The sequence below is a fragment of the Streptomyces reniochalinae genome (assembly GCF_003323735.1).
GTDB classification, from domain to species: Bacteria; Actinomycetota; Actinomycetes; order Streptomycetales; family Streptomycetaceae; genus Streptomyces; species Streptomyces reniochalinae.
In genome coordinates, this window is record NZ_QOIM01000030.1 from 1 (window position 1) to 20,940 (window position 20,940).

Genomic DNA, 20,940 nt, shown 5'->3' on the forward strand with positions numbered 1-20,940 from the left:
CCGCGGCGCCGGCCGCGGCCGCGCCGACCGCGGCGGCGCCGAGGACGGTGCGGCGGTTGGGGGTGCGGCGCGGGGCGTGGCTCTCGGGGGTGCCGCCTCCCGAATGCGGGGCGCCGGGGGAGGGGGAGGTGGGGGGCATGGGCGCTTCTCCTTGTTCATCAGGTGAACGATGCGGGGGGTGGTGAGCGCTCTCTTGCCGATGCATGCTTCAACGGTGTGAACCCGGCGTCAAGGGTTGCGACGAAAGCGTGGCGTGTTCATGGCGTGTTCTCGGTGCCCCTCGCCAACTGGGCATTTACGCAACGTTGTTGCAGAACGAGGGCTGATCTGGGGAGCGGGTGAGGGTGTCGTCCGCGAGGCCGGTACGGGCGAGGCGTGGAGAGGGCGTGCCGACGGGCCAGAGCCGAGGTTGACGCCGTCTCTTCACTTCCTGGAGGAGCTGGTTGCTGCGTCCGGCCTCCCGGACTCCTGACCCCGGCCTCCGGCCGGGCCGCGTAGTACTCTCGAGCGACCTCGAAGGAACGCCCTTGACCCGCGCGGCGGGCAGGGAGCACACATTTCGGAGTGACGCGATGCTGCGCACCATGTTCAAGTCCAAGATCCACCGGGCCACGGTCACCCAGGCCGACCTGCACTACGTCGGCTCGGTGACCATCGACGCCGACCTGATGGCGGCCGCCGACCTGCTGCCCGGCGAACTCGTCCACATCGTCGACATCACCAACGGCGCCCGGCTGGAGACGTACGTCATCGAAGGCGAGCGCGGAAGCGGCGTCATCGGCATCAACGGAGCCGCGGCCCACCTCGTCCACCCCGGGGACCTCGTCATCCTGATCAGCTACGCCCAGGTGGACGACGCCGAGGCGCGGGCGCTGGTGCCCCGCGTGGCCCATGTGGACGAGGAGAACCGGGTGGTGGGCGTCGGGGCCGATGTGGGAGAGCCCGTACCCGGCTCCCCCACATCGCGGGCCCCCCACGCGGCGACGGCTGCCGGGTAGCCGGTCGTTGACTTCACGTGCGGTTCACGTTCCAGTCTGGTGCCGAAGCATTCCGGCGACCCCTCGACCGCGACGGGTCCGGCCCGACAGGAGCTGAACAGTGCCCTTCACCGACGTCGAACGCACCTACCTGAACGGACAGATGCTCGGCCGTCTCGCCACGGTCGGCCCCGACGGCACCCCGCAGACCCGTCCCCTCGGGTTCCGCCTCAACGACGACGGCACCATCGACCTCGGCGGCCCGTGGCTCGCCCGCACGCAGCGCTACCGGAACGTGCTGCGCAACCCGCGCGTCAGCTTCGTCGTGGACGACCTGACCCCGAACGAGCCCGGCCAGGTCAAGCCCGGTATGGGCCGCGGTGTGGAGATCCGGGGCCTGGCGGAGGCCACACGGGTGGACATCCCGCCCGTGAACCCCGCCTGGCCCCAGGACATCATCCGCATCCGCCCCACGCGGATCCTGAGCTGGCACATCGACCCGGACAACCCGGACGGTGACAGCCGGGACGTGCGCTGACCCGCGCCCCGCGCTGGGGCGCTGCCTGGCGCCTCCTGGCGGGACGAGGGTGCCACTGTCCGTGGCGTGGGGTCCGCGGGTGGGCGGTGGCTTGTCGCGCCGTTCCCCGCGCCCCTTCGGGGCGTGTCCCGAGCGCGTCCGGGACGGCCGCAGAAGGGGCGGGTGGGGGGCGGGTGGCGCGTGTCAGTGGTCGAAGACCTCGCCGAACCTCAGACCGGCGTTCCCGGTGAAGCCGAAGTCGGCGCCGTTGAACGAGGTGACCCCTGACGTCGTCAGGCCCGAGGAGGCGCCGCGCAGGACCCAGACGGCGCCCGCGTCCGCCACCGTGCCGATGTCCTCGCCCTCGGCGGCGGCGAACAGGTCGGCCTCGCCTGTGCCGTCGATGTCCGCGAGGTGCACGCTGGAGCCGAAGCGGTCGCCGTCCTCCGCGACGCCGGGGACGCCGGTGGTCTCCTGGTGGAACGCCTGCGCCCCGGTGGCGGACACCCCGTCGGCCGAGCCCTTGAGGAGGACGACGGCACCCGCGTCGGTGCCGCGTACGGCCTCCGAGGGCACGCCCACGGCGATGTCCGCGTAACCGTCACCGGTCACGTCGCCCACCGACACACCGGCGCCGAAGCGGTCGCGCTCCTCGGCGGTGCCGGGGACCCCCGCGTCGGCCTGGCCGTAGCTGACGGGCTCCCGGCCGGTTCCCAGGCCGTCCGGGGCGCCCCACCAGACGGTGACCGAGCCCGACCCGTCGACTCGCCGGTGACCAGGTCGGTCGCGCCGTCCTTGTCGATGTCGCCGGTCGCGACCCGCCGTGTCGTCCCGGCGCCGCCGTCGGAGAGGACGTCGTGGTAGTAGCCGGTGTCGCCGGGCCTGCCGCGGAAGGTCGCCAGATAGTCGCCGCCGTCCCCGGACCCGTCCGCCTTCCCGCGCTCGCCGTACACGACGTAGTCGCTGTTCCCGTTCCCCGAGCCGCCGGCCGAGAAGTGGCCCGCGGCGACACCGTCCAGCCGCACGTCCTCGGGGAGGAAGTCGTCCTCCAGGGGCAGGGGCACGTCGCTGCCGTCCCCCTTGGGCGGCACCTCCGAGTACCACCACAAGTGGCGCCCGCTGACGACCTGGAGCTGCGCGGTACCGTCCCCGTCCAGGTCGCTGAAGGAGGCGCCCTCACCGAAGTTCCGGTCCTCGGCGGTGGGAGCGTTCAGCGCGATACCGCCGCTCGTGAGCCCCTTCGCACCGCCCCAGACGATCGAGAGGCTGCCGTCCGGCTTGCCGCCCACCTTCTCGGACGGCGCGCCGACGATCAGGTCGGCGTAACCGTCGTGGTTCACGTCGCCGCTGGTGGCGTTCTCCCCGAACCGGTCGCCCTCCTCGGCCACCCCCGGCACACCGGCGGTGCCTTGCGTGATGCGCACCGAACGGGACGGGGAGACCCCCGACGCCGACCCGTACGCCGTGCTTGCCGGCACATACGCCGGGGCGCCGGGGGCGGCGAACAGGCCGCCGTTCGCCGCTTACGTCAGCGGCTCGTGGTTGGCCCAGACGGCCTTGTACGGGTGGCGGCCCTGCCAGTGCTTGATGAAGTCGACCGCCCCGGGCATGGTGAAGGTCGCCTCCAGAGTATCGAGGTCGGTCAGGCGCAGTTGCAGGACGGCGCTGGCGATGGCCACCGGGGCGTGGTCGTCGCCCGGCACGCGGATGTGGTGCCGGGCCGCGAACGACTCGACCAGACCGGAGCCCATCACGAGTTCCTCGAATCCCTTGAGGAACTGGTCGAGCTCACTCGCGGGAATCGGATTGTCGAACGCAACGATCATCGTGTGGTGAATCATGCCTCCAGAGAACAGGCATTTCTTGCGCCCGTCCAAGATCTACCCGTTCTCATTCAATGCCTGAGGGGAATGAGTCAGGCGGTAGCCTTTCGCCATGGCCGAGCTGGAGACCCGCGAGCTGGAGTACTTCGTCGCAGTGGCCGAAGAACTGCACTTCGGACGCGCCGCGGCCTGCCTGGCGATCGCGCAGCCGGCCCTGTCGAAAGCGATCCGGCGCCTGGAGTCCCGGCTCGGAGTGAAGCTGCTGGAGCGCTCCAGCAGGCACGTCGCCCTCACCTCCGCCGGCGAAGCACTCCTGCACCATGGCCGGCACGCGCTCAACGCTGTCAGCGCGGCTGCCGAGAAGGCCCGCCGGGCCGGTGATCAGCAAGCCCACCTGCGCCTGGTGATCAAACCGGGCGGGGACGCGAACCTGCTGTCCGGCATTCTGGCCGCCTACGCCGGCCGGCCCGACGCCCGCCAGGTGGACATCCTCTTCGGCGGAGCCACCGACCGCGCCGATCACGTCCGCGACGGCCGCGCTGATGTTGCCCTGCTGTACGCGCCGTTCGACGACATGACCGGCCTGGATCACCAAACCCTGACGGTCGAAGGACGTGTCGCGATCCTGCGGCCAGACCACCGGCTCGCCTCTCGCTCACAGGTCACGCTCGCCGACCTCGCCCAGGAAACACTGCCACGCTGGAAAGGCGTGCGTTGGACCGGAGCGCCCGAGGCCGAGCGGGGGCCCGAGGTCACGGACGCGGCCGAAGCCCTGCAAATGATCAGGCTGGGACGCACCATCGCGATCTTGCCCCGCTCGCTGGCGCAGCCCATGCACCCCGACCTCGTCTACCTGCCCGTGAACGACGCCCCCAACAGCGAACTGGTCCTCGCGTGGGCGCAGGACGACCGCCGCCGCTTGGTCGCCTCCTTCGTCGCCGCCGCTGTGGATGCCGCGGGGACGACTTGAGGAGGCGGACGATCCGCAAGACCTGGTGGCGTAGTGCTCTCGCGGGTTCTTTCGAGCATGCGGGTTCTTTCGAGCACCTGCGGGGTTCTTTCACGCGCTTGAGGGAGTGGCGTACCGGATCGCGGCGGACCGCGACCCGGTGGGACCGGACGACGGCAACAAGGAGACCTCCGCCCAGACCGTCTTGCAGGGGAAAGGCCCATGCGTGACGCCCCACCGCTCGGCCAGCGCTTCGACGAGGAGCAGGCCGCGCCCCGATTCCGCATCGGGGCCGACGGATCGTGGCGCCGGGCGCGGGGCTCGCTCGCCCAGCGCGTCGGTCACTTCGAGGCGGAGCGAGCCGGGAGAGGAGGACCGCACCCGCAGCCGGAAACTGCGCCCCGGCACCCGTCCGTGCAGCGCCGCGTTGGCGGCCAGTTCGCCGACGACATGCGCGGCGGGGTCCGTCGGCAACCCCCGCGAGGCCAACTCCGCGACGGTCAGGAGCCGCGCCAGGCGGGCCCCGCGCCGGGTGCAGGGGACAGCAGGACGGTGAAGTGCATGCCGGCGGCGTGCGTCTCGTCACTCATGTCACCCAGCGTGATTGCACGGAGACGCATGCGACAGAGCCGGCGGCTGAACGGCCGCCCGTTGTCCGGGTGCGGCGGCGAACAGTACGGGCAGTACGCCGTGTCCCGACCGCCTTTCCGCATTTTGTGACAGAGAGAAGCGCGGCGCGCCTACCGTGCTGCGCAACAGAAGGCGAAAAAGGCGGACGCGCATGGCTGAGAACGGCAGCGACGAGTGGGACGGCCCCGACCTGGGGGACGACGAATCCAGCGCGGTGATGCGGGCGGTCAGCCGCCAGATCAGACTGTGGCGCGAGGCGGCGGACCTCACCCAGGCGGAGTTGGGCGCAGCCATCGGATACGGGGAGGAGATGATCTCCGCTGTCGAGCGCCGCAAACGGCTTCCCAAGCCGGAGTTCCTCGACAACGCGGACAGGGTGCTCGGCGCGGGCGGCAAGCTCTCCGCGATGAAGGAGGACGTCCGGCAGGCCCGGTACCCGAAGAAGGTCCGGGACCTGGCCAAGCTGGAGGCCCAGGTGGTGGAGCGCGGAGCCTACGGCGACCACAACATCGACGGGCTCTTGCAGACGGAGGAGTACGCGCGAGCGCTGTTCGCGATGCGGCGCCCGGCGTACAGCGAGGAGGAGATCGATCGTTACGTCTCGGGCCGGATGGCCCGTCAGGCGATGCTCGAACGACGTCCGGCGCCAACGCTCACATTCGTCCAGGAAGAGGTGACGCTGCGAAGGCCGCTGGGCGGCAGAATGATGCTGCGGCGTCAGCTCGAACACCTGCTTGAGGTGGCACAGCTCCGGCACGTAACGCTCCAAGTGATGCCCACGGCGTGCGAGGAACATGCGGGCATGGCAGGTGAGCACCGGGTGCTGAAGCTCAATGACGGTACGACCCTGGGGTCCACGGACGCGCAGCTCACCAACCGGCTGATCTCGGACCCAAAAGAGGTGCAGGTCCTTGAGATGCGGTATGGCATGATCCGCGCGCAGGCACTTACGCCGCGTGAGTCGTTGGCCTTCGTCGAGAAAGTGCTGGGAGAGACATGAGGTTGAAGCTTTCCGCTGGAACCGGCGCCGCTCTGACGTGGACCAAGAGCAGCCACAGCAGTAACGACAGCCCCGACTGTGTCGAGGTCGCCACCACGCCGGGGCGGGTCCACGTCCGCGACTCCAAGAAGACGGACGGACCCCGACTCGCCTTCGAGCCGGGGTCCTGGTCGGCTTTCGTCTCGCACGCTGTCACACGCTGAGGCGGCCTCGTCAGTCGTTCCACCGGGGTGTGGGACTGGGGCCGGTCCTCGGAGCCGGCGTGGTCGACGGGCTCAACGGCGGTGCGGCCGGACCGGGCGGCCGCACCGGCTTCGCGGGCGTGGGATCCACCTTCCAGGGATCCTTCGGAAGAGCGGCGTTGAGGAACTCCTCGTTCTCGCCGGCCCACTCCGCCATCGGATTGCCGATGCGGGGCGTACGCCAGTCGCCTTCCTTCCGCCTCGTGCTCAGGTTCTGTTCCCACTGTTCCAGGTCGCTGCCCTGGTACAGCTGGGTCAGCATCGGCACGTCGTAGCGGATGCTGTACGGCTTGGGGCCTTTCCAGCCGTCCTCCGTGACTTTCGAGTACGCGCCCATGATGGCGGCGATGTACTGGATCGACCCCTCGTCGGTGCTGAGCAGCTTCTCCCGCTCCGGAACGCTTCTGCGCGGCAGGTAGCCCCGCTCCTCGATCTGCCGGACGAGCGGGAAGTCGACATGGACCTTGCCCGGCCCGAACGACGCGTTCGGCACCTCCGTACCGACACCTGTGCCGGCGAGCATGTCGGCCGGAATGTGTTTCACGTTCTTCATGGCCTCCCAGGCGATGGCCGCGGCGATCGCCTGAGGGGAGACGTTCCACTTCCGGGCCTCCGCGAGGATGCTTGCCCGGTGCGCGTCTATCCAGCTCAACACCGCGTCCTCCTCGCGCGAGAACGGCGTACCGTCGGGACGCAGCCGGCCGGCGCGGGGCAACAGATTGGCGTCCCACAACTCTATGGAGAGTTTCGCCGGGTCGGTCGGGGCCGGCTCGCCCGGCTGCGGTGTGGGCGTGGGCGACTCGGACAACTCCCAGAAAATGCCCTCGACAGTGCACAACTTCGCACCCGTCTTCGTCCGCTGCATGTGGTGCACGCGGCTCTGGCGCGTCTGCAACTCCGTCGCCTGGCTGCGGGCACGCTCGGCGAGCGTACGGATACGCAGCGCGGGCGAGGTGTCGACGCCCATCCTGTTCAGCTCCCCCCACAGGTCCCCGGCGAGCTGTTCGAGCAGGAACGCGGCGCGCGCGTGGCCGCTCACCAGGGTGTCGAAGGCCGGCGTCTTGGCGCCGGAGAAGTTGGGGTCGCCCGCGGGGAAACTCACGGCTTCCCCGGCATGGTCGCGAGCTTCGCCTGGGCGTCCTGTACCGCCTTGGTCAGCTGGGCCTGCAACGTGCGCTGGTCGGCGCGTACGGCGTCATGGAAGCGCCGGGCGACAGGCCCGACCCACGCGTCGTCGTCCATGGCCCGGCACGACGCGTCCAGCGCGTGCCAGCAGTCGTCGGAAAGACGCTGGATGCGCTGCACGGTACGTTGTGCCTCTTGATAGGCGCCATCGGTCATCTGCATCCCCCTTCTCCCGGAGGCTATGACGGCAGCGCCCCGGCGTCATCCCACACTGGTTCGACAACGCCCCCAACTTTCGCGGTATGCGGCGTTGTTGGCCGTGACGGTGCGGGGCCGGGTCCGGGGACCTCACCGTTCGGCGCGGCGTGGACACACGAGGGGTGCTCCACTGGTCGCTGAACCCGGCAGCGCCCTCCACCTCGACCGCGGCGCCCACCGGCGCCACGCCGGCGACCTTCGCCATGCGTCCATGCCGCATATCGTCGTGGACCGGCCACGGGACGTGCTATGCGTTGCCGCGTTCACTCACCTGGACGCAAGCGTTTCGCGTGCCTCCATGAGGGCGAAGCCCAGTAGGTTGAGCCCTTGCCACGAGGCGGGTGACGATGCGCGTTCGTCGGTTCTGGACAAACCGATGCCCAGATCCGGTCGAGAGGACCGCTCCATGGCCACGCCGTCTTCCACTGATCGCGGCCTCCGAGGCGGAACGGGGTTGGCGGCCAGGTTGCCTCGGTCTGGCTGCCCGCCTCGTCGTAGGGGTAGCGCTCCGTCCAGCCGCGGGGATGAGCGGCGGTGGCGCGGCCGACCTCGTTCAGGCCTCAGGTGGTGAGGCCGGCGGCCCTCGTCAGCCGTTCCACGTGGGGTGTGGGACTCGAGGAGCGAGTAGAGATTCTCAGGAAGATTCCCTCAAGTCGGCGAGTGAGGACCTGATGACGTCCCTGTGATCCTGAAAAGCATCCATTTCAAGCGCTTTTTCCAGATAATAGATCGAACGGGAGTGGAGATGCGCGCATGCGAGGCCGCACATGAGGACCAGGTCGATGCAAGCAGTCCGCGACTCCCTCTTTGTGCCCGTCTCCAGGATCTCTACGTACGCCGGATACCCAAGTGACACTTCATTCAGCATCGCTGTCTCGCTGGCCGGACCGTAAACACCTGGGTCTTCTTCGTCCACCGTTGCCGCGGAAATGTCGGACAGGATCCCAAGAATGAGATCCTCATTGTGCTCGGTGCTCCGCCACAGGCAATGCACCAGCGCGGTCGCGAGGGGGGCGGCGGCTTCGCACAAAAATCCGTTCGCGAAAACGTACCGTTGCACCTGCTGGGCTGCGGAAGTGGCCGCATCGCGATCGTTCGCCGCGCTGAGAGCGCGCACCGCCAGATCAAGCCCGGCGGCGGTGCCGGTTGCTCCTCGGAGGGAACCCCAATCGTTTCTTTTGAGTACGAGTTCCATTTCGTTCTCCTGGGGTGACGCTGTATCGCCCACTCATGGGCTCCCAGTATGACAGAAGAAAAAGATTGGGCCGGTTCCCTTGAGAATCCACCCGCCTGGCGAGGCTGATTATGTGAAGTCGTCCGGCAGCTGAAATGCAGGACCCTGCACGACTTCGATGCACACCCCGAGGTCGGGGTCCGGGGCGGCGATCTGGGCGGTGGCTAGTGTCCCGGGGAAAGTGTTCTCGATTTTCGCCCTCCATGGGGGGACGAGTGTCGCGGCCAGAGCTAGTTGCACGTCCTCCCTCGAATCTTGCGGGCCGCACCACCTTGTGAAGAGGGTGCTGATTTCGAAATAATTGAAACTGTCTACGATGCGGGCCCATTTTTCGATGGTGTTGTCGAATCTCGGCGATGAGCGGGCTGCCGACATGCGTCTTTCGATTTCCTCCTGCCCGGCGCCGTACAGATCGACGATGATTGCTCCGTGGATTTCGAGGACATCGGGCCAGAAAAGCCAGCGGTAGACGATCGCTTCAGTGACGCTTCCGAGCTCCATCAGCGCTTCAGGCATCGACTCTGCCTCGAGGTTCGGATTCGCGGCGCGAAGTACCGCGAGAGGGTCTGGGGGAGTGTCGTCACGCTGTGCGGGGTCAGTATCCAAGAGGTAGTTCATCTCCAGAAGCTGAGTAACCGAGGCCTCCACCCTTAGGGTAGTACAGAGGGGGTTCGATTCCGCTATGTGGTTTACCTGTTCCCCGAAATCGTGGGCCTTTGTTCCACCCCGTGGGGTTGCGGGGTTCTTCATGCCAAGTCTGATAGCGTTTTACTCGACCGTTTTCGTCGCGTTCAAATACCGTGTGACTTCCTTGGGCCGAGGGATCCGGCGGAAGGTCTTCTGCTCGCTTGTGTTTCTTCCCCGGGGGGCATTCGGAGGGCGAAAGGCCGAGGGGGTCGATCCACGCGCACGGATTCCTCACGTAAGATACGGGATTCGGCGCGGGATCGAGGCCCAGCGGGTCCGGACTCTTGTAGCGAGCCGTTTCCGGGTCGTAGTACCGGAAGTAGTTGTAGTGCAGGCCCGTTTCCGGGTCGTAGTACTGGCCGGGGAAGCGGAGCGGGGTGTACGCCGTGCTTTCCGCGTGCCAGGTGGTGGTGCCCCACAGGGTGGATCGGGTGCGCCAGGCGACCTCGCCCGTCTCGGAGACCAGTTCGGTCGGGGTGCCGACGAGGTCGGTGACGATCGCGTAGAAGCGGGAGTCGATCTCCTGCTGGGTGGCTTCGGCGGTGAGGCGTTCCGTCTGGGTCAGGGGCGTGAAGCCGTCGTGGTCCCAGGTGAGGGTGACGGGGTGGGGGAGGACGGGCGCGGTGGTGGTCTGTTCGATGAGGGTGGGGCCGTCCCAGGTGAAGGTGACGGTTTCAGCCCTCTCCGTGCCCGCCATGCGGTATTTGGCGACGCGGCGGCCCAGGGGGTCGTACGCGTAGCGCCACACCGTGCCGTCGGGGGTGACGGCCTGGACGAGGCGGTCTTCGGCGTCCCAGGCGTAGCGCCAGGTGTCCGGCTCCTTCGACAGACGGGACTTCTGGCGGAGGGTGATGCGGCCCGCGTCGTCGTGTTCGTAGCGGACCTTGCCGGCCGATCTGATCCGCGTGCCCTCGTACGTGCGGGGGCCGATGGCTTCGGGCGCTGCGTGGGTGGTCGGCCAGGTGGCTTCGGTCTGGTTGCCCGCCTCGTCGTAGGCGTACCGCTCCGTCCAGCCGCGGGCGTGGACGGCCGTGACGCGGCCCACCTCGTTAAGGTCGAAGGTGGTGCGGCCGGCGAGGAGGTCGTCGACCTCCCTCAGATACCCGTCCGGGCGGTACGTGTACTCCCTGCGCTGGACGACCGGCCCCGCGGCAGCCGGGGACCGCGCGCTCAGGGACTGCGCGGTGAGGCGGCCCGCCGGGTCCCAGACCTGGGAGAGGGTGAGGCCCTCCGCCCCGATGCGGCGTTCCGTCTCGCGGCCCGCCGCGTCGTGCGTGAAGTCGAGCGTGTGGCCGGACGCCGTCAGGGAGGTGCGGTTGCCCGCCGCGTCGTACGCGCTCGTGGAGACGGCGCCCGTCGGGGTGACGCGGCACGTGCGACGACCGAGCGCGTCGTAGGTGTGCGTGAGCGCGCGGCCGTTCACCAGCTCCGTCTTGATACGGCCCAGCTTGTCGCGCTGGTAGCGCAACTCCGCGTCGGGGCCGACGGCTTCGAGGAGGCGGCCCGCCGCGTCGTAGGCGTACGTCGTCACGGCGCCCGCCGCGTCCTTGCGGCGCGTGCGGCCGAGCGCGTCCCGCTCGTAGGTGATCTCCTCGCCGAGCGGAGTCGTCCGGCGGACGAGGCTCCCGGCGTCGTCCAGCTGGTACCGCTGCGTGCGGTCGTCGAAGTCCGTCTCGGCGACCAGGCGGCCCGCGGGGTCGTAGGTGTAGTCCCAGGTCAAACCCTGCGGGTTGGTGACACGCGTCATCCGCAGTTCGGCGTCGTACGTGAACTCGTAGCGCACGCCGTCCGGGCCCGTGCGGGCCTCCAGCATGTCGAAGTGGGTGTACTCGTAGCGCGTCTCGCCGCCCACCGCGTCGACGTGGCGGACGCAGTTGCCCTCGCCGTCCCACTCCCAGCGTTCGCTCGCGCCGTCGGCGGTCGTACGGGAGGACAGGCGGCCCTCGGGTGTCCAGGTCAGCTCCGTCCGGGCGCCGAGGGGGTCGATCACCCCGACCGGGCGACCGAACGCGTCCCGCTCGTAGCGGGTCGTCGCGCCCAGGGGGTCGGTGATCTCCACCGGGAGTCCTGCGGCGTCGCAGTGGACCCGCGTCGTGGCTCCGAGCGCGTCCGTGACCGCGGCCAGGTGACCGCGCCCGTCGTACGTGAACCGTGTCGTGTGGCCCGCGGGGTCGGTCAGCGCCGTGCGGTTGCCGTCCGCGTCCCACTCTTGGTGCCAGACGGCGCCGTCGGGCTCGGTCGTCCGGACGGGTAGGCCCATAGCGTTGTGGGTGGCTACGAGCCTTGTGCCGTCGGGTCGGGTTACCGCAGCGACCCGACCCGCCTCGTCGTGGGTGAAGGTCGTCGTGCGGCCCACCGCGTCTGTGTGGGACAGCGGGCGGTTATACGCGTCCCGCTCCGTCCGTGTGCGATGTCCCAGTGGGTCGATCTCGCCGACTGTCTGGCCTCGCTCGTCGAACAGGTGACGCGTTGCGTGCCCAGCAGATGTCGTAACCGTCGTGACCTTGTGTCCCGTCGCCTCGTCCACGCCGTCGTAGTCGATGCGGACCTGCATGTGGCCCGCGGTGCCGCCCTCCACTACGACGCGATGCAGGTTGTCGTAGACGTAGTCGTAGCGGCGGTCGTTGGTGTCGGTCCAGGACACGACGCGCTGCTCGTCGTCGTACTCGAACTCAAGCGGCGTGCCGGATGAGTTGACGACCTCCGTCAGGTTGCCATCGGTGTAGCCGTAGCGCAGCACCGTCGTCTCGGCATCCGCACCGACGACGGACAGTGCGGTGACCCTGTCGCCCTCGACCGTCAGCTCCACCACGTAACCGCCGTCGTGGACCAAGCGCCCGGGCGCGCCCGTCTCCGCGTCGTACTCGAACGTGACGCTGTGGCCGTTCCTGTCCGTGATCTGCTCGATCCGAGCGGTACCGTCCTCGTCCTGGCCGGAATCAGGTCCGGCCTCCGGCGGGGCGAAGTGCCGGACCCACCCCGTGTCGGGTTCCGTCAGTGTGTAACCGCCGTCCGGGGTGCGCTCCAGCGGCATGCGGGACGACCCCGCTGACGGCAGGGTGGGCAGGCCCGGTGCCGGGTGCGGGAACGTCAGCAGGCGGCCGTCCTCGGCGACGAAGACGACGCCCTCGGCGTCGATCTCCAGGCGCTGGTCCACGGTCGAAGCCCAGGACGGCCCGAACCAGCGGCCGAGCCGGTAGCCGGACTCGACGTGACGCGTGAAGGCGAGCGGCAGCGCGCCCGGGAGCTCCAGGTCCGTCTGCGGCAGGAACATCAGTCCTGTCGCCAGGTCGACGGGGTCGGTGCCGTTGGCGCACTTCTCCTTCGGAGGAGTGGCGCTGTTGGCGGGGCCCTTGGTTTTGGCGGCCCTCCGCGCGTCCGCCGCCACCTTCCCCGCTCGGCCCGCCTTCGTCGCCGCGCCGACGCCCTTGGTGCCCAGCAGTTCGGGGATGAGGCGGCCGAGGCCCTCCGCGGGGTCCTTCTTGAAGCCCTCCAGCATGGCCTTGCCGGTGCCGACGGGGTCGTTGGCGGCGCGCATGATGCCCGTCACCGTCGAGTTGAGGTTGGTGACGTACTCGGCGGGGTGGGTGATGTTGTAGGGGTCGGTGGGGTTGACGCTGCGGGCGAAGCTGACGAGGCCCGCCGTGCCCTTGACGATGCCGCCGGAGACGTGGACGGCGTCCAGTTTCAGGCCCTCCAGGCCGTCCATGGCCTGTTCCGAGTAGTCGGGCTTGGGCGGGGCCGCGTCGCGGGCGGCCTTGACGGCGGTCCGGGCCCGCCCGGCCGCCGTGTTGCGCTGGGAGCGGGCCTCTCTCAGCTGGTCCTCGGCGTCGTCCTTCTTGTCGTCCTCGTACTTCTTGACGGCCTCGCCGGCCTGCTTCTGGGCCCACTCCACGGTCCCGGCGAAGTCCTCCAGCGCTCCGGCGGCCTTCTCGCAGGCGTCGGCGGCCTTGACCCACTTCGCCGGCTCGAGACCGACCTTGTCCCAGAAGGCTTCCGCGGCCTTCCCCTTCAGCGAGCCCTTGGGCAGCTTCTTCAAGCCGTTCGCCACGTTGGTGAAGGCTGTCTTGAAGTCCTTGAGGTGCCCGGCCGTGGAGCGGATCGTGCTGGGGCTGCCGTAGACGAGCCGCTTGGGGTCGTCGGTCTCGTCGAGCTGGAGCTCGTCGGTCTCCGCGCCGAGCGTGTTGGCGACCGAACGGGACTTGTCCCGTACCCAATCGGCGCCGCCGTCCCAGCCGGCGTCGTCCATCCGGTCGGCGGTCCAGCTGCCGAAGCTCTCCGCTCCGTCACCGACCTTCTCGGTGAGCTCCTCGGCCTTGTCCTCCCAGGAATCCGGTACGAGATCCCAGCCCATCAGCCCTCGCCCCCCTGACTGCCGCCCCGCTGCTGCTGTGCTGCCGCCGCCCGTTCCTCGGGGGAGAGGCCGAAGTACTCGTCCTGCTTGGCCGCGATCTGTTCGTCGCTGACGCCGGTGACCTCCTGGGCGGCGTCCATGTACATGCCGCCCCGGCCCTTGGTGGTCAGCTCCCGGCCGGTGTCCTGCCAGTCCTGCTTGATGTCCTGGCCGGCCTTCTGCCAGGACTCCCCGCTGTAGTCGGGCGCGTCCGGGGTGACGATGTCGCCCCAGCCCTGCCGGACGACCTCTTCCTCCGTCGCGTGCGGGTTGCCGGTGAGGGAGTTCAGGCCGACCTTCAGCGCCCCGGCCGCGTACCGGTCCTCCTCGTAGGCCATCCCCGCCGACAGGCCCAGCTTCTGGGCCAGCGCGTTGGCGTTCTGGACGAGGGCGCGCACGCCCCACTCCCACTTCTCGCAGAAGTCCTCGAAGTCGACCGAGAGGCCGTGGTGGCCCATCTCCATGCCGGTGAGCGACATGCCCTCGAAGCCCGCGCCCTGGAGGGAGTCCCCCGCGCTGCTGCCGGACTCCTTCAGTTCCTTGATGGCTCCGCTGAGCCCCTTCTCGATCAGATCGAGGGACTCCTTGTTCCAGTTGACGCCGTCGCCGCCCTCGCCGTCGCCCATCAGGCGCCCTCCCCCCGCGTACCGATGTCGGGCGCCGCGTCCACGGCCGCCTCGTCGGGCACGATTCCCCGCGCGGGCGGGAACAGCATGGAGCCGTCCTCGTCCGCGGCGTTCACGGCGACGCCCGTCGGGCCGTCCAGCTCCGGGATCACCGCGTCGAGCAGCCGCGCGCCGAGTACGCAGACGTACTCCCACGGCTCGCCGGTTGCCGGCTCGCCATGGCGGCCGGGCGCGCCCTCCCGTGCTCCCGCGCGCTCCTCGGCGAAGCGGGCCAGCGCCGCCTCGTCGGTGAACGCGAAGATCCAGCCGACGCCGCCGTGGTTGCCCGCCATCAGCCGGCCCTCGCCTGCTGTCGGCACCAGCACAGCGGTGCGGCGGAACTCGCCCACCAGTGCGGCGGGGTCCCCCGTTCCGGCACGCGTCGCGGCAATCTCGTCCGGGAGCTCCATGCCCCACCCCGTTCGGTCCCGGTGTGTCCGTTACGTGAGCACTCACTACGGTAAGCGTGACCCTGTATGCTCACGCAAGGTCATACTGGCTGATCAGGGACCGGCAAGGCCCTACCGCCGGTCGGGACGGCGGCTCGGCCCCGGTCGGGGCGGCGGCCCGCCGGGCGCGGGGAGCGGGCGCGTGGGGGCCGACCCGTGATAATGCCCGGATTGGCCAGCGCCAATCCCGCTGTGGCACACTGTCCAGGTTGCTCGGTTGAGTGCCGATGCTGCGCGCCTCCCGCCGGGAGGACCGGAAGCGAGTCCCAGGTATTCGTCGCCCCTCATCAGGGGCGGAAGTACGGGAATCTTCCGGGAAGCGTAGGAGGGGCTTCCAGCCAGGCACCCGGTGGGTTTCTCCCCCGGCTTCTTCCTTGTCAAGGGACCTTCGAGGGTCCGCCGCGGTCCGCCGGGGCGCCCCGCGCGGGTTTCCTGCGGAGTCGTACGCCTGCGTACGGCAGACGTACGAGAAGGAAGCCGACACGCCCGACCGCGTGGGTCGGAAGTGGAAGCGGGACGGGAAACCCACGGGGTTCCAGAGCGTGACGAGAGACAGGACTACGAAGTAGCCATGGCGGGACAGAAGATCCGCATCAGGCTCAAGGCCTACGACCACGAGGTCATCGACAACTCGGCGAAGAAGATCGTCGAGACGGTGACGCGTACTGGCGCGTCGGTCGCCGGCCCGGTGCCGCTGCCCACAGAGAAGAACGTGTACTGCGTCATCAAGTCGCCGCACAAGTACAAGGACGCGCGCGAGCACTTCGAGATGCGCACCCACAAGCGTCTGATCGACATCCTCGACCCGACCCCCAAGACCGTTGACTCGCTGATGCGCCTGGACCTCCCGGCCGGCGTCGACATCGAGATCAAGCTCTGAGGGGTGTCGTAGAAGATGGCTAAGCAGATCAAGGGCGTCCTGGGCGAGAAGCTCGGCATGACCCAGGTCTGGGACGACAACAACCGCGTCGTTCCCGTGACCGTCGTCAAGGCCGGGCCGAACGTCGTGACCCAGGTCCGCACCGCAGACAGGGACGGCTACGAGGCCGTCCAGATCGCCTTCGGCGAGATCGACCCGCGCAAGGTGAACAAGCCCCTCAAGGGCCACTTCGCCAAGGCCGACGTCACTCCCCGCCGCCACCTCGTGGAGATCCGCACCAACGACTCCGCCGAGTACACCCTCGGCCAGGAGCTGGGCGCGGACACCTTCGAGTCCGGCGTCAAGGTCGACGTGACCGGCAAGTCGAAGGGCAAGGGCTTCGCCGGCGGCATGAAGCGCCACGGCTTCCACGGTGCCCGCGCCTCGCACGGTGCGCACCGCAACCACCGCAAGCCGGGCGCCATCGGTGGCTGCGCCACCCCGGGCCGTGTCTTCAAGGGCACCCGCATGGCCGGCCGGATGGGCAACGAGCGGGTCACCACCCAGAACCTGACCGTCCACGCCGTTGACGCGGAGAAGGGCCTGCTGCTCATCAAGGGCGCAGTTCCCGGTCCGAACGGCGGCCTCGTCCTGGTCCGTACCGCGGCCAAGGGGGCCTGAGGAACCGATGAGCACCATTGACATCCTTTCGCCGGCCGGCGAGAAGACCGGGACCGTCGAGCTCCCCGCGGAGATCTTCGACACGCAGGTCAGCGTTCCGCTGATCCACCAGGTCGTCGTCGCCCAGCTGGCCGCTGCCCGCCAGGGCACGCACAAGACCAAGACGCGCGGCGAGGTCCGCGGCGGCGGCAAGAAGCCGTACCGCCAGAAGGGCACAGGCCGCGCCCGCCAGGGTTCGACCCGCGCTCCGCAGTTCGCCGGCGGTGGCGTCGTGCACGGTCCCGTCCCGCGGGACTACGCGCAGCGGACCCCGAAGAAGATGAAGGCCGCCGCGCTGCGCGGTGCGCTCTCCGACCGGGCCCGCCACAGCCGCGTCCACGTCGTCTCCGGCGTGGTCGACAGCGAGGTCTCCACCAAGGCGGCCAAGACGCTGCTGGGCAAGGTCAGCGAGCGCAAGCACGTGCTGCTCGTCGCCGAGCGCAGTGACGAGCAGACCTGGCTGTCCGCCCGCAACCTGCCCCAGGTGCACATCCTGGAGCCGGGCCAGCTCAACACCTACGACGTGCTCGTCTCCGACGACGTGGTCTTCACCAAGGCCGCGCTGGAGTCCTTCGTTGCTGGCCCGAAGGCCCACACCGAAGGGAGCGACGCCTGATGGCTACGCGACACCCGAGCATCGCCTCCAAGGCAGCGAAGGCCGCGAAGGCCGCCCGCGTCGCCAAGGCCGCCCGTCGTGCGGCCGAGGGCCCGGGCGAGCTCGCGCCGGCCGAGCCGAGCAAGACGTTCTCCGACCCGCGCGACCTGCTGCTGCGGCCGGTCGTCTCGGAGAAGAGCTACGCGCTGCTGGACGAGAACAAGTACACGTTCATCGTCGACCCGCGGGCGAACAAGACCCAGATCAAGCAGGCCATCGAAGAGGTCTTCTCGGTCAAGGTCGCCGGCGTCAACACGATCAACCGTCAGGGCAAGCGCAAGCGCACCCGCACCGGTTACGGCAAGCGCGCCGACACCAAGCGCGCCATCGTGACCCTCGCCGAGGGCGACCGTATCGACATCTTCGGCGGCCCGGCCTCCTGACGGAGGCGGGGACGTTCTGAAGTCCGGAATATTCCGAGGACTGAGAAATGGGTATCCGCAAGTACAAGCCGACGACTCCTGGCCGTCGTGGCGCCAGCGTCGCCGACTTCGTCGAGATCACGCGGGACACGCCGGAGAAGTCGCTGGTCCGCCCGCTGCACAGCAAGGGCGGCCGTAACAACGCCGGCCGTGTGACCGCACGCCACCAGGGTGGTGGCCACAAGCGCGCCTACCGCGTGATCGACTTCCGTCGGCACGACAAGGACGGCGTGCCGGCGAAGGTCGCGCACATCGAGTACGACCCGAACCGCACCGCGCGCATCGCGCTGCTGCACTACGTGGACGGCGAGAAGCGCTACATCCTCGCCCCCCGCGGCGTCCAGCAGGGCGACCGGATCGAGAACGGCCAGGGCGCCGACATCAAGCCGGGCAACAACCTGCCGCTGCGCTACATCCCGGTCGGTACGACGATCCACGCGATCGAGCTGAACCCGGGTGGCGGCGCCAAGTTCGCGCGCTCCGCCGGTGCTTCGGTGCAGTTGCTGGCGAAGGAGGGCCGCATGGCCCACCTGCGCATGCCGTCCGGTGAGATCCGCCTGGTCGACGCCCGCTGCCGCGCCACTGTCGGCGAGGTCGGCAACGCCGAGCAGTCGAACATCAACTGGGGCAAGGCCGGCCGTATGCGGTGGAAGGGCGTCCGCCCGACCGTCCGCGGTGTGGTCATGAACCCGATCGACCACCCGCACGGTGGTGGTGAGGGTCGTACCTCCGGTGGCCGCCACCCGGTCTCGCCGTGGGGTCAGAAGGAGGGCCGTACGCGCTCGCCGAAGAAGGCCAGCAACAAGTACATCGTCCGCCGCCGCAAGACGAACAAGAAGCGCTAGGAGGCGGGTTTTAGATGCCGCGCAGTCTCAAGAAGGGGCCCTTCGTCGACGACCACCTCGCCAAGAAGGTGGACGGCCAGAACGACGCGGGCACCAAGAACGTCATCAAGACCTGGTCTCGCCGCTCGATGATCGTCCCGGCGATGCTGGGCCACACGATCGCGGTGCACGACGGCCGCAAGCACGTCCCGGTGTTCGTCACCGAGTCGATGGTCGGCCACAAGCTCGGCGAGTTCGCGCCGACCCGCACCTTCCGCGGCCACGTCAAGGACGACCGCAAGTCGCGTCGTCGTTGACGGGCGGGGTGTGTAGATCATGACTGACACCGAAGGGACAACCATGGAAGCCAGGGCCTCCGCGCGCTATGTGCGCGTCACGCCCATGAAGGCCCGCCGGGTGGTGGACCTTGTCCGTGGCCTCGACGCCACGGAGGCTCAGGCGGTCCTGCGTTTCGCCCCGCAGGCCGCCAGCGTGCCGGTCGGCAAGGTGCTGGACAGCGCCATCGCCAACGCCGCGCACAACTACGACCACACGGACGCCGACAGCCTCTACATCTCCGAGGCCTACGTCGACGAGGGCCCGACCCTGAAGCGGTTCCGGCCGCGCGCCCAGGGCCGTGCCTACCGGATCCGTAAGCGGACGAGCCACATCACCGTGGTCGTGAGCAGCAAGGAAGGAACCCGGTAATGGGCCAGAAGGTAAACCCGCACGGGTTCCGGCTCGGTGTCACCACCGACTTCAAGTCGCGCTGGTACGCCGACAAGCTCTACAAGGACTACGTCAAGGAAGACGTCGCGATCCGCCGCATGCTCACGCAGGGCATGGAGCGGGCCGGCATCTCCAAGGTGGAGATCGAGCGCACGCGTGACCGCGTCCGCGTCGACGTCCACACCGCCCGTCCCGGCATCGTCATCGGCCGCCGCGGCGCCGAGGCCGACCGCCTGCGCGGCAACCTGGAGAAGCTGACCGGCAAGCAGATCCAGTTCAACATCCTCGAGGTGAAGAACCCCGAGACGGACGCGCAGCTCGTGGCCCAGGCGGTCGCCGAGCAGCTGTCCTCCCGGGTCTCCTTCCGCCGCGCCATGCGCAAGAGCATGCAGACGGCGATGAAGGCCGGTGCCAAGGGCATCAAGATCCAGTGCGGCGGCCGTCTCGGCGGTGCCGAGATGTCGCGCTCGGAGTTCTACCGCGAGGGCCGGGTGCCGCTGCACACCCTGCGCGCCAACGTCGACTACGGCTTCTTCGAGGCCAAGACGACCTTCGGCCGCATCGGTGTGAAGGTGTGGATCTACAAGGGCGATGTCAAGAACATCTCCGAGGTCCGCGCCGAGAACGCCGCTGCCCGTGCCGGCAACCGCCCCTCGCGCGGCGGTAACGACCGTCCCCGTCGGGGCGGCGAGCGTCGCGGCCGCAAGCCGCAGCAGAACCAGCAGGCCGAGGCTCCCAAGGCGGAGTCCGTGGCGCCCGCCGGTGCTGCCGCCGAGCCGAGCGCTTCTGGAAAGGAGAGCTGACCCATGCTGATCCCGCGCAGGGTCAAGCACCGCAAGCAGCACCACCCGAAGCGCACCGGCATGGCCAAGGGTGGCACCGAGGTTGCTTTCGGTGAGTACGGCATCCAGGCCGTCACCGCCGCGTACGTGACGAACCGGCAGATCGAGGCAGCTCGTATCTCCATGACGCGTCACATCAAGCGTGGCGGCAAGGTCTGGATCAACATCTACCCGGACCGCCCGCTCACCAAGAAGCCCGCCGAGACCCGCATGGGTTCGGGTAAGGGTTCGCCGGAGTGGTGGGTCGCGAACGTCAAGCCTGGTCGCGTGATGTTCGAGCTGTCCTACCCGAACGAGAAGATTGCCAAGGAGGCGCTCACCCGCGCCGCCCACAAGCTTCCGATGAAGTGCCGCATCGTGCGGCGCGAGGCAGGTGACGCGTGATGGCGGCCGGAACCAAGGCGTCCGAGCTGCGTGAGCTGGGCGACGAGGAGCTTGTGGCCAAGCTCCGCGAAGCCAAGGAAGAGCTGTTCAACCTCCGCTTCCAGGCGGCGACCGGGCAGCTCGAGAACCACGGCCGGCTCAAGGCCGTCCGCAAGGACATCGCCCGGATCTACACCCTGATGCGTGAGCGCGAGCTGGGCATCGAGACGGTGGAGAGCGCCTGATGAGCGAGACGAACGTGACTGAGAAGACAGAGCAGCAGCGCGGCTTCCGCAAGACCCGGCAGGGTCTGGTCGTCAGCGACAAGATGGACAAGACCGTCGTCGTCGCCGTCGAGGACCGCGTGACGCACGCGCTGTACGGCAAGGTCATCCGCCGTACCAACAAGCTCAAGGCGCACGACGAGCAGAACGCTGCCGGTGTCGGCGACCGCGTCCTCCTGATGGAGACCCGGCCGCTGTCCGCCACCAAGCGCTGGCGCATCGTCGAGATCCTCGAGAAGGCCAAGTAATTCCTGGGGCTCGTCCCGAGCCCACAGGTCGTTCCGCCAGGCTCG

At 69.0% G+C, this 20,940-nt stretch carries 27 protein-coding genes and 1 pseudogene; 16 read left to right on the forward strand and 12 right to left on the reverse strand.

All coding sequences use genetic code 11. The features are described from left to right. Window positions 1-572 precede the first annotated feature (572 nt). Window positions 573-998, forward strand: coding sequence for an aspartate 1-decarboxylase (panD, locus tag DQ392_RS10790; RefSeq protein ID WP_114015345.1), 426 nt, complete (start codon window positions 573-575; stop codon window positions 996-998). Between the two features lie 100 nt (window positions 999-1,098). Beyond that, window positions 1,099-1,515 carry a PPOX class F420-dependent oxidoreductase gene (locus DQ392_RS10795; RefSeq protein WP_114015346.1) on the forward strand — a complete coding sequence of 139 codons (417 nt, stop codon included), beginning with the start codon at window positions 1,099-1,101 and terminating at the stop codon, window positions 1,513-1,515. 183 nt (window positions 1,516-1,698) lie between these two features. Here DQ392_RS10795 and DQ392_RS34420 read toward each other — a convergent pair whose 3' ends face one another. From DQ392_RS34420 to DQ392_RS10810, 3 genes are all read right to left on the reverse strand, one after another. After that, window positions 1,699-2,115: an FG-GAP repeat protein gene (locus DQ392_RS34420; protein ID WP_181856374.1), complete on the reverse strand. Its 417-nt coding sequence runs from the start codon at window positions 2,113-2,115 to the stop codon at window positions 1,699-1,701. Next, on the reverse strand, window positions 2,103-2,918 hold the full coding sequence (locus tag DQ392_RS34425; protein WP_181856375.1) for an FG-GAP repeat protein: 816 nt from the start codon (window positions 2,916-2,918) through the stop codon (window positions 2,103-2,105). Before DQ392_RS34425 ends, DQ392_RS34420 begins: the two co-directional genes overlap by 13 nt. Before the next feature lie 99 nt (window positions 2,919-3,017). After that, window positions 3,018-3,335, reverse strand: coding sequence for a hypothetical protein (locus DQ392_RS10810; protein ID WP_114015348.1), 318 nt, complete (start codon window positions 3,333-3,335; stop codon window positions 3,018-3,020). 94 nt (window positions 3,336-3,429) lie between these two features. Between DQ392_RS10810 and DQ392_RS10815 the strand changes: the two genes are divergently transcribed. Then, entirely contained in the window at window positions 3,430-4,287 is an 858-nt protein-coding gene (locus DQ392_RS10815; protein WP_114015349.1) for a LysR family transcriptional regulator, read from the forward strand. Between the two features lie 90 nt (window positions 4,288-4,377). Here the strand turns inward: DQ392_RS10815 and DQ392_RS10820 are convergent, their stop codons facing one another. Then, entirely contained in the window at window positions 4,378-4,740 is a 363-nt protein-coding gene (locus DQ392_RS10820; protein WP_245981355.1) for an ATP-binding protein, read from the reverse strand. Between the two features lie 307 nt (window positions 4,741-5,047). On the opposite strand from DQ392_RS10820, the gene DQ392_RS10825 reads away from it, so the two are divergent. Together DQ392_RS10825 and DQ392_RS10830 are read left to right on the forward strand one after the other, a co-directional pair. Further along, window positions 5,048-5,896, forward strand: a complete 849-nt coding sequence (locus DQ392_RS10825; RefSeq protein ID WP_114015351.1) for a helix-turn-helix domain-containing protein — start codon at window positions 5,048-5,050, stop codon at window positions 5,894-5,896. Then, complete coding sequence (locus tag DQ392_RS10830; RefSeq protein ID WP_114015352.1) at window positions 5,893-6,099, forward strand: DUF397 domain-containing protein; 207 nt, start codon at window positions 5,893-5,895, stop codon at window positions 6,097-6,099. Before DQ392_RS10825 ends, DQ392_RS10830 begins: the two co-directional genes overlap by 4 nt. 10 nt (window positions 6,100-6,109) lie before the next feature. On the opposite strand, the gene DQ392_RS10835 is transcribed toward DQ392_RS10830, so the two are convergent. From DQ392_RS10835 to DQ392_RS10870, 8 genes and pseudogenes are all read right to left on the reverse strand, one after another. Then, the gene (locus DQ392_RS10835; protein WP_114015353.1) at window positions 6,110-7,240 is read right to left on the reverse strand and encodes a hypothetical protein; all 1,131 of its coding nucleotides are present in this window, start codon (window positions 7,238-7,240) and stop codon (window positions 6,110-6,112) included. Then, window positions 7,237-7,485, reverse strand: coding sequence for a hypothetical protein (locus DQ392_RS10840; protein ID WP_114015354.1), 249 nt, complete (start codon window positions 7,483-7,485; stop codon window positions 7,237-7,239). The genes DQ392_RS10835 and DQ392_RS10840 overlap by 4 nt, the downstream gene beginning before the upstream one ends. A gap of 303 nt (window positions 7,486-7,788) precedes the next feature. Beyond that, window positions 7,789-7,925, reverse strand: a pseudogene (locus DQ392_RS35145) (NADAR domain-containing protein); the annotation flags it as partial. A 230-nt stretch (window positions 7,926-8,155) separates the two neighbouring features. Then, window positions 8,156-8,716: a hypothetical protein gene (locus tag DQ392_RS10850; RefSeq protein ID WP_147266515.1), complete on the reverse strand. Its 561-nt coding sequence runs from the start codon at window positions 8,714-8,716 to the stop codon at window positions 8,156-8,158. A gap of 108 nt (window positions 8,717-8,824) precedes the next feature. After that, window positions 8,825-9,373 carry a hypothetical protein gene (locus tag DQ392_RS10855; RefSeq protein WP_147266516.1) on the reverse strand — a complete coding sequence of 183 codons (549 nt, stop codon included), beginning with the start codon at window positions 9,371-9,373 and terminating at the stop codon, window positions 8,825-8,827. After that, on the reverse strand, window positions 9,351-13,796 hold the full coding sequence (locus tag DQ392_RS10860; protein WP_114015357.1) for a putative T7SS-secreted protein: 4,446 nt from the start codon (window positions 13,794-13,796) through the stop codon (window positions 9,351-9,353). The genes DQ392_RS10855 and DQ392_RS10860 overlap by 23 nt, the downstream gene beginning before the upstream one ends. Next, window positions 13,796-14,461, reverse strand: coding sequence for a hypothetical protein (locus DQ392_RS10865; protein ID WP_114015358.1), 666 nt, complete (start codon window positions 14,459-14,461; stop codon window positions 13,796-13,798). The genes DQ392_RS10860 and DQ392_RS10865 overlap by 1 nt, the downstream gene beginning before the upstream one ends. After that, a complete protein-coding gene (locus DQ392_RS10870; RefSeq protein ID WP_114015359.1) occupies window positions 14,461-14,910 on the reverse strand; it encodes a hypothetical protein in 450 nt (149 codons plus the stop codon). The genes DQ392_RS10865 and DQ392_RS10870 overlap by 1 nt, the downstream gene beginning before the upstream one ends. A 610-nt stretch (window positions 14,911-15,520) precedes the next feature. Here DQ392_RS10870 and rpsJ point away from each other — a divergent pair. From rpsJ to rpsQ, 11 genes are read left to right on the forward strand one after another with little or no spacing between them, the layout of a single operon-like run. Then, window positions 15,521-15,829 carry a 30S ribosomal protein S10 gene (gene rpsJ / locus DQ392_RS10875; RefSeq protein ID WP_016909683.1) on the forward strand — a complete coding sequence of 103 codons (309 nt, stop codon included), beginning with the start codon at window positions 15,521-15,523 and terminating at the stop codon, window positions 15,827-15,829. 15 nt (window positions 15,830-15,844) lie between these two features. Continuing rightward, window positions 15,845-16,489, forward strand: a complete 645-nt coding sequence (gene rplC / locus DQ392_RS10880; protein ID WP_114015360.1) for a 50S ribosomal protein L3 — start codon at window positions 15,845-15,847, stop codon at window positions 16,487-16,489. Window positions 16,490-16,496: 7 nt separating this feature from the next. After that, window positions 16,497-17,144 (forward strand): 50S ribosomal protein L4, encoded by a 648-nt coding sequence (gene rplD / locus DQ392_RS10885; protein ID WP_114015361.1) that lies wholly within the window; start codon window positions 16,497-16,499, stop codon window positions 17,142-17,144. Further along, window positions 17,144-17,566: a 50S ribosomal protein L23 gene (rplW, locus tag DQ392_RS10890; RefSeq protein ID WP_114015362.1), complete on the forward strand. Its 423-nt coding sequence runs from the start codon at window positions 17,144-17,146 to the stop codon at window positions 17,564-17,566. Before rplD ends, rplW begins: the two co-directional genes overlap by 1 nt. A 47-nt stretch (window positions 17,567-17,613) precedes the next feature. Beyond that, window positions 17,614-18,450 carry a 50S ribosomal protein L2 gene (rplB, locus tag DQ392_RS10895; protein WP_114015363.1) on the forward strand — a complete coding sequence of 279 codons (837 nt, stop codon included), beginning with the start codon at window positions 17,614-17,616 and terminating at the stop codon, window positions 18,448-18,450. 14 nt (window positions 18,451-18,464) lie between these two features. Then, window positions 18,465-18,746 carry a 30S ribosomal protein S19 gene (gene rpsS / locus DQ392_RS10900; RefSeq protein WP_019354948.1) on the forward strand — a complete coding sequence of 94 codons (282 nt, stop codon included), beginning with the start codon at window positions 18,465-18,467 and terminating at the stop codon, window positions 18,744-18,746. A gap of 43 nt (window positions 18,747-18,789) precedes the next feature. Beyond that, entirely contained in the window at window positions 18,790-19,137 is a 348-nt protein-coding gene (rplV, locus tag DQ392_RS10905) for a 50S ribosomal protein L22 (RefSeq protein WP_114015364.1), read from the forward strand. Further along, complete coding sequence (gene rpsC / locus DQ392_RS10910; protein WP_114015365.1) at window positions 19,137-19,961, forward strand: 30S ribosomal protein S3; 825 nt, start codon at window positions 19,137-19,139, stop codon at window positions 19,959-19,961. The genes rplV and rpsC overlap by 1 nt, the downstream gene beginning before the upstream one ends. A 3-nt stretch (window positions 19,962-19,964) precedes the next feature. Then, entirely contained in the window at window positions 19,965-20,384 is a 420-nt protein-coding gene (gene rplP, locus DQ392_RS10915; RefSeq protein ID WP_114015366.1) for a 50S ribosomal protein L16, read from the forward strand. Continuing rightward, window positions 20,384-20,608, forward strand: a complete 225-nt coding sequence (gene rpmC / locus DQ392_RS10920) for a 50S ribosomal protein L29 (protein ID WP_114015367.1) — start codon at window positions 20,384-20,386, stop codon at window positions 20,606-20,608. The genes rplP and rpmC overlap by 1 nt, the downstream gene beginning before the upstream one ends. Next, window positions 20,608-20,895: a 30S ribosomal protein S17 gene (gene rpsQ, locus DQ392_RS10925; protein WP_027738918.1), complete on the forward strand. Its 288-nt coding sequence runs from the start codon at window positions 20,608-20,610 to the stop codon at window positions 20,893-20,895. Before rpmC ends, rpsQ begins: the two co-directional genes overlap by 1 nt. Window positions 20,896-20,940 lie beyond the last annotated feature (45 nt).

What these genes read in the sequence shown, in the direction of transcription:
- panD (WP_114015345.1), top strand. Translation starts at nt 573, where the DNA reads ATGCTGCGCACCATGTTCAAGTCCAAGATCCACCGGGCCACGGTCACC.
- DQ392_RS10810 (WP_114015348.1), bottom strand. Translation starts at nt 3,335, where the DNA reads ATGATTCACCACACGATGATCGTTGCGTTCGACAATCCGATTCCCGCG.
- DQ392_RS10815 (WP_114015349.1), top strand. Translation starts at nt 3,430, where the DNA reads ATGGCCGAGCTGGAGACCCGCGAGCTGGAGTACTTCGTCGCAGTGGCC.
- DQ392_RS10825 (WP_114015351.1), top strand. Translation starts at nt 5,048, where the DNA reads ATGGCTGAGAACGGCAGCGACGAGTGGGACGGCCCCGACCTGGGGGAC.
- DQ392_RS10830 (WP_114015352.1), top strand. Translation starts at nt 5,893, where the DNA reads ATGAGGTTGAAGCTTTCCGCTGGAACCGGCGCCGCTCTGACGTGGACC.
- DQ392_RS10840 (WP_114015354.1), bottom strand. Translation starts at nt 7,485, where the DNA reads ATGCAGATGACCGATGGCGCCTATCAAGAGGCACAACGTACCGTGCAG.
- DQ392_RS10850 (WP_147266515.1), bottom strand. Translation starts at nt 8,716, where the DNA reads ATGGAACTCGTACTCAAAAGAAACGATTGGGGTTCCCTCCGAGGAGCA.
- DQ392_RS10855 (WP_147266516.1), bottom strand. Translation starts at nt 9,373, where the DNA reads ATGAACTACCTCTTGGATACTGACCCCGCACAGCGTGACGACACTCCC.
- DQ392_RS10860 (WP_114015357.1), bottom strand. Translation starts at nt 13,796, where the DNA reads ATGGGCTGGGATCTCGTACCGGATTCCTGGGAGGACAAGGCCGAGGAG.
- DQ392_RS10865 (WP_114015358.1), bottom strand. Translation starts at nt 14,461, where the DNA reads ATGGGCGACGGCGAGGGCGGCGACGGCGTCAACTGGAACAAGGAGTCC.
- DQ392_RS10870 (WP_114015359.1), bottom strand. Translation starts at nt 14,910, where the DNA reads ATGGAGCTCCCGGACGAGATTGCCGCGACGCGTGCCGGAACGGGGGAC.
- rpsJ (WP_016909683.1), top strand. Translation starts at nt 15,521, where the DNA reads ATGGCGGGACAGAAGATCCGCATCAGGCTCAAGGCCTACGACCACGAG.
- rplC (WP_114015360.1), top strand. Translation starts at nt 15,845, where the DNA reads ATGGCTAAGCAGATCAAGGGCGTCCTGGGCGAGAAGCTCGGCATGACC.
- rplD (WP_114015361.1), top strand. Translation starts at nt 16,497, where the DNA reads ATGAGCACCATTGACATCCTTTCGCCGGCCGGCGAGAAGACCGGGACC.
- rplW (WP_114015362.1), top strand. Translation starts at nt 17,144, where the DNA reads ATGGCTACGCGACACCCGAGCATCGCCTCCAAGGCAGCGAAGGCCGCG.
- rplB (WP_114015363.1), top strand. Translation starts at nt 17,614, where the DNA reads ATGGGTATCCGCAAGTACAAGCCGACGACTCCTGGCCGTCGTGGCGCC.
- rpsS (WP_019354948.1), top strand. Translation starts at nt 18,465, where the DNA reads ATGCCGCGCAGTCTCAAGAAGGGGCCCTTCGTCGACGACCACCTCGCC.
- rplV (WP_114015364.1), top strand. Translation starts at nt 18,790, where the DNA reads ATGGAAGCCAGGGCCTCCGCGCGCTATGTGCGCGTCACGCCCATGAAG.
- rpsC (WP_114015365.1), top strand. Translation starts at nt 19,137, where the DNA reads ATGGGCCAGAAGGTAAACCCGCACGGGTTCCGGCTCGGTGTCACCACC.
- rplP (WP_114015366.1), top strand. Translation starts at nt 19,965, where the DNA reads ATGCTGATCCCGCGCAGGGTCAAGCACCGCAAGCAGCACCACCCGAAG.
- rpmC (WP_114015367.1), top strand. Translation starts at nt 20,384, where the DNA reads ATGGCGGCCGGAACCAAGGCGTCCGAGCTGCGTGAGCTGGGCGACGAG.
- rpsQ (WP_027738918.1), top strand. Translation starts at nt 20,608, where the DNA reads ATGAGCGAGACGAACGTGACTGAGAAGACAGAGCAGCAGCGCGGCTTC.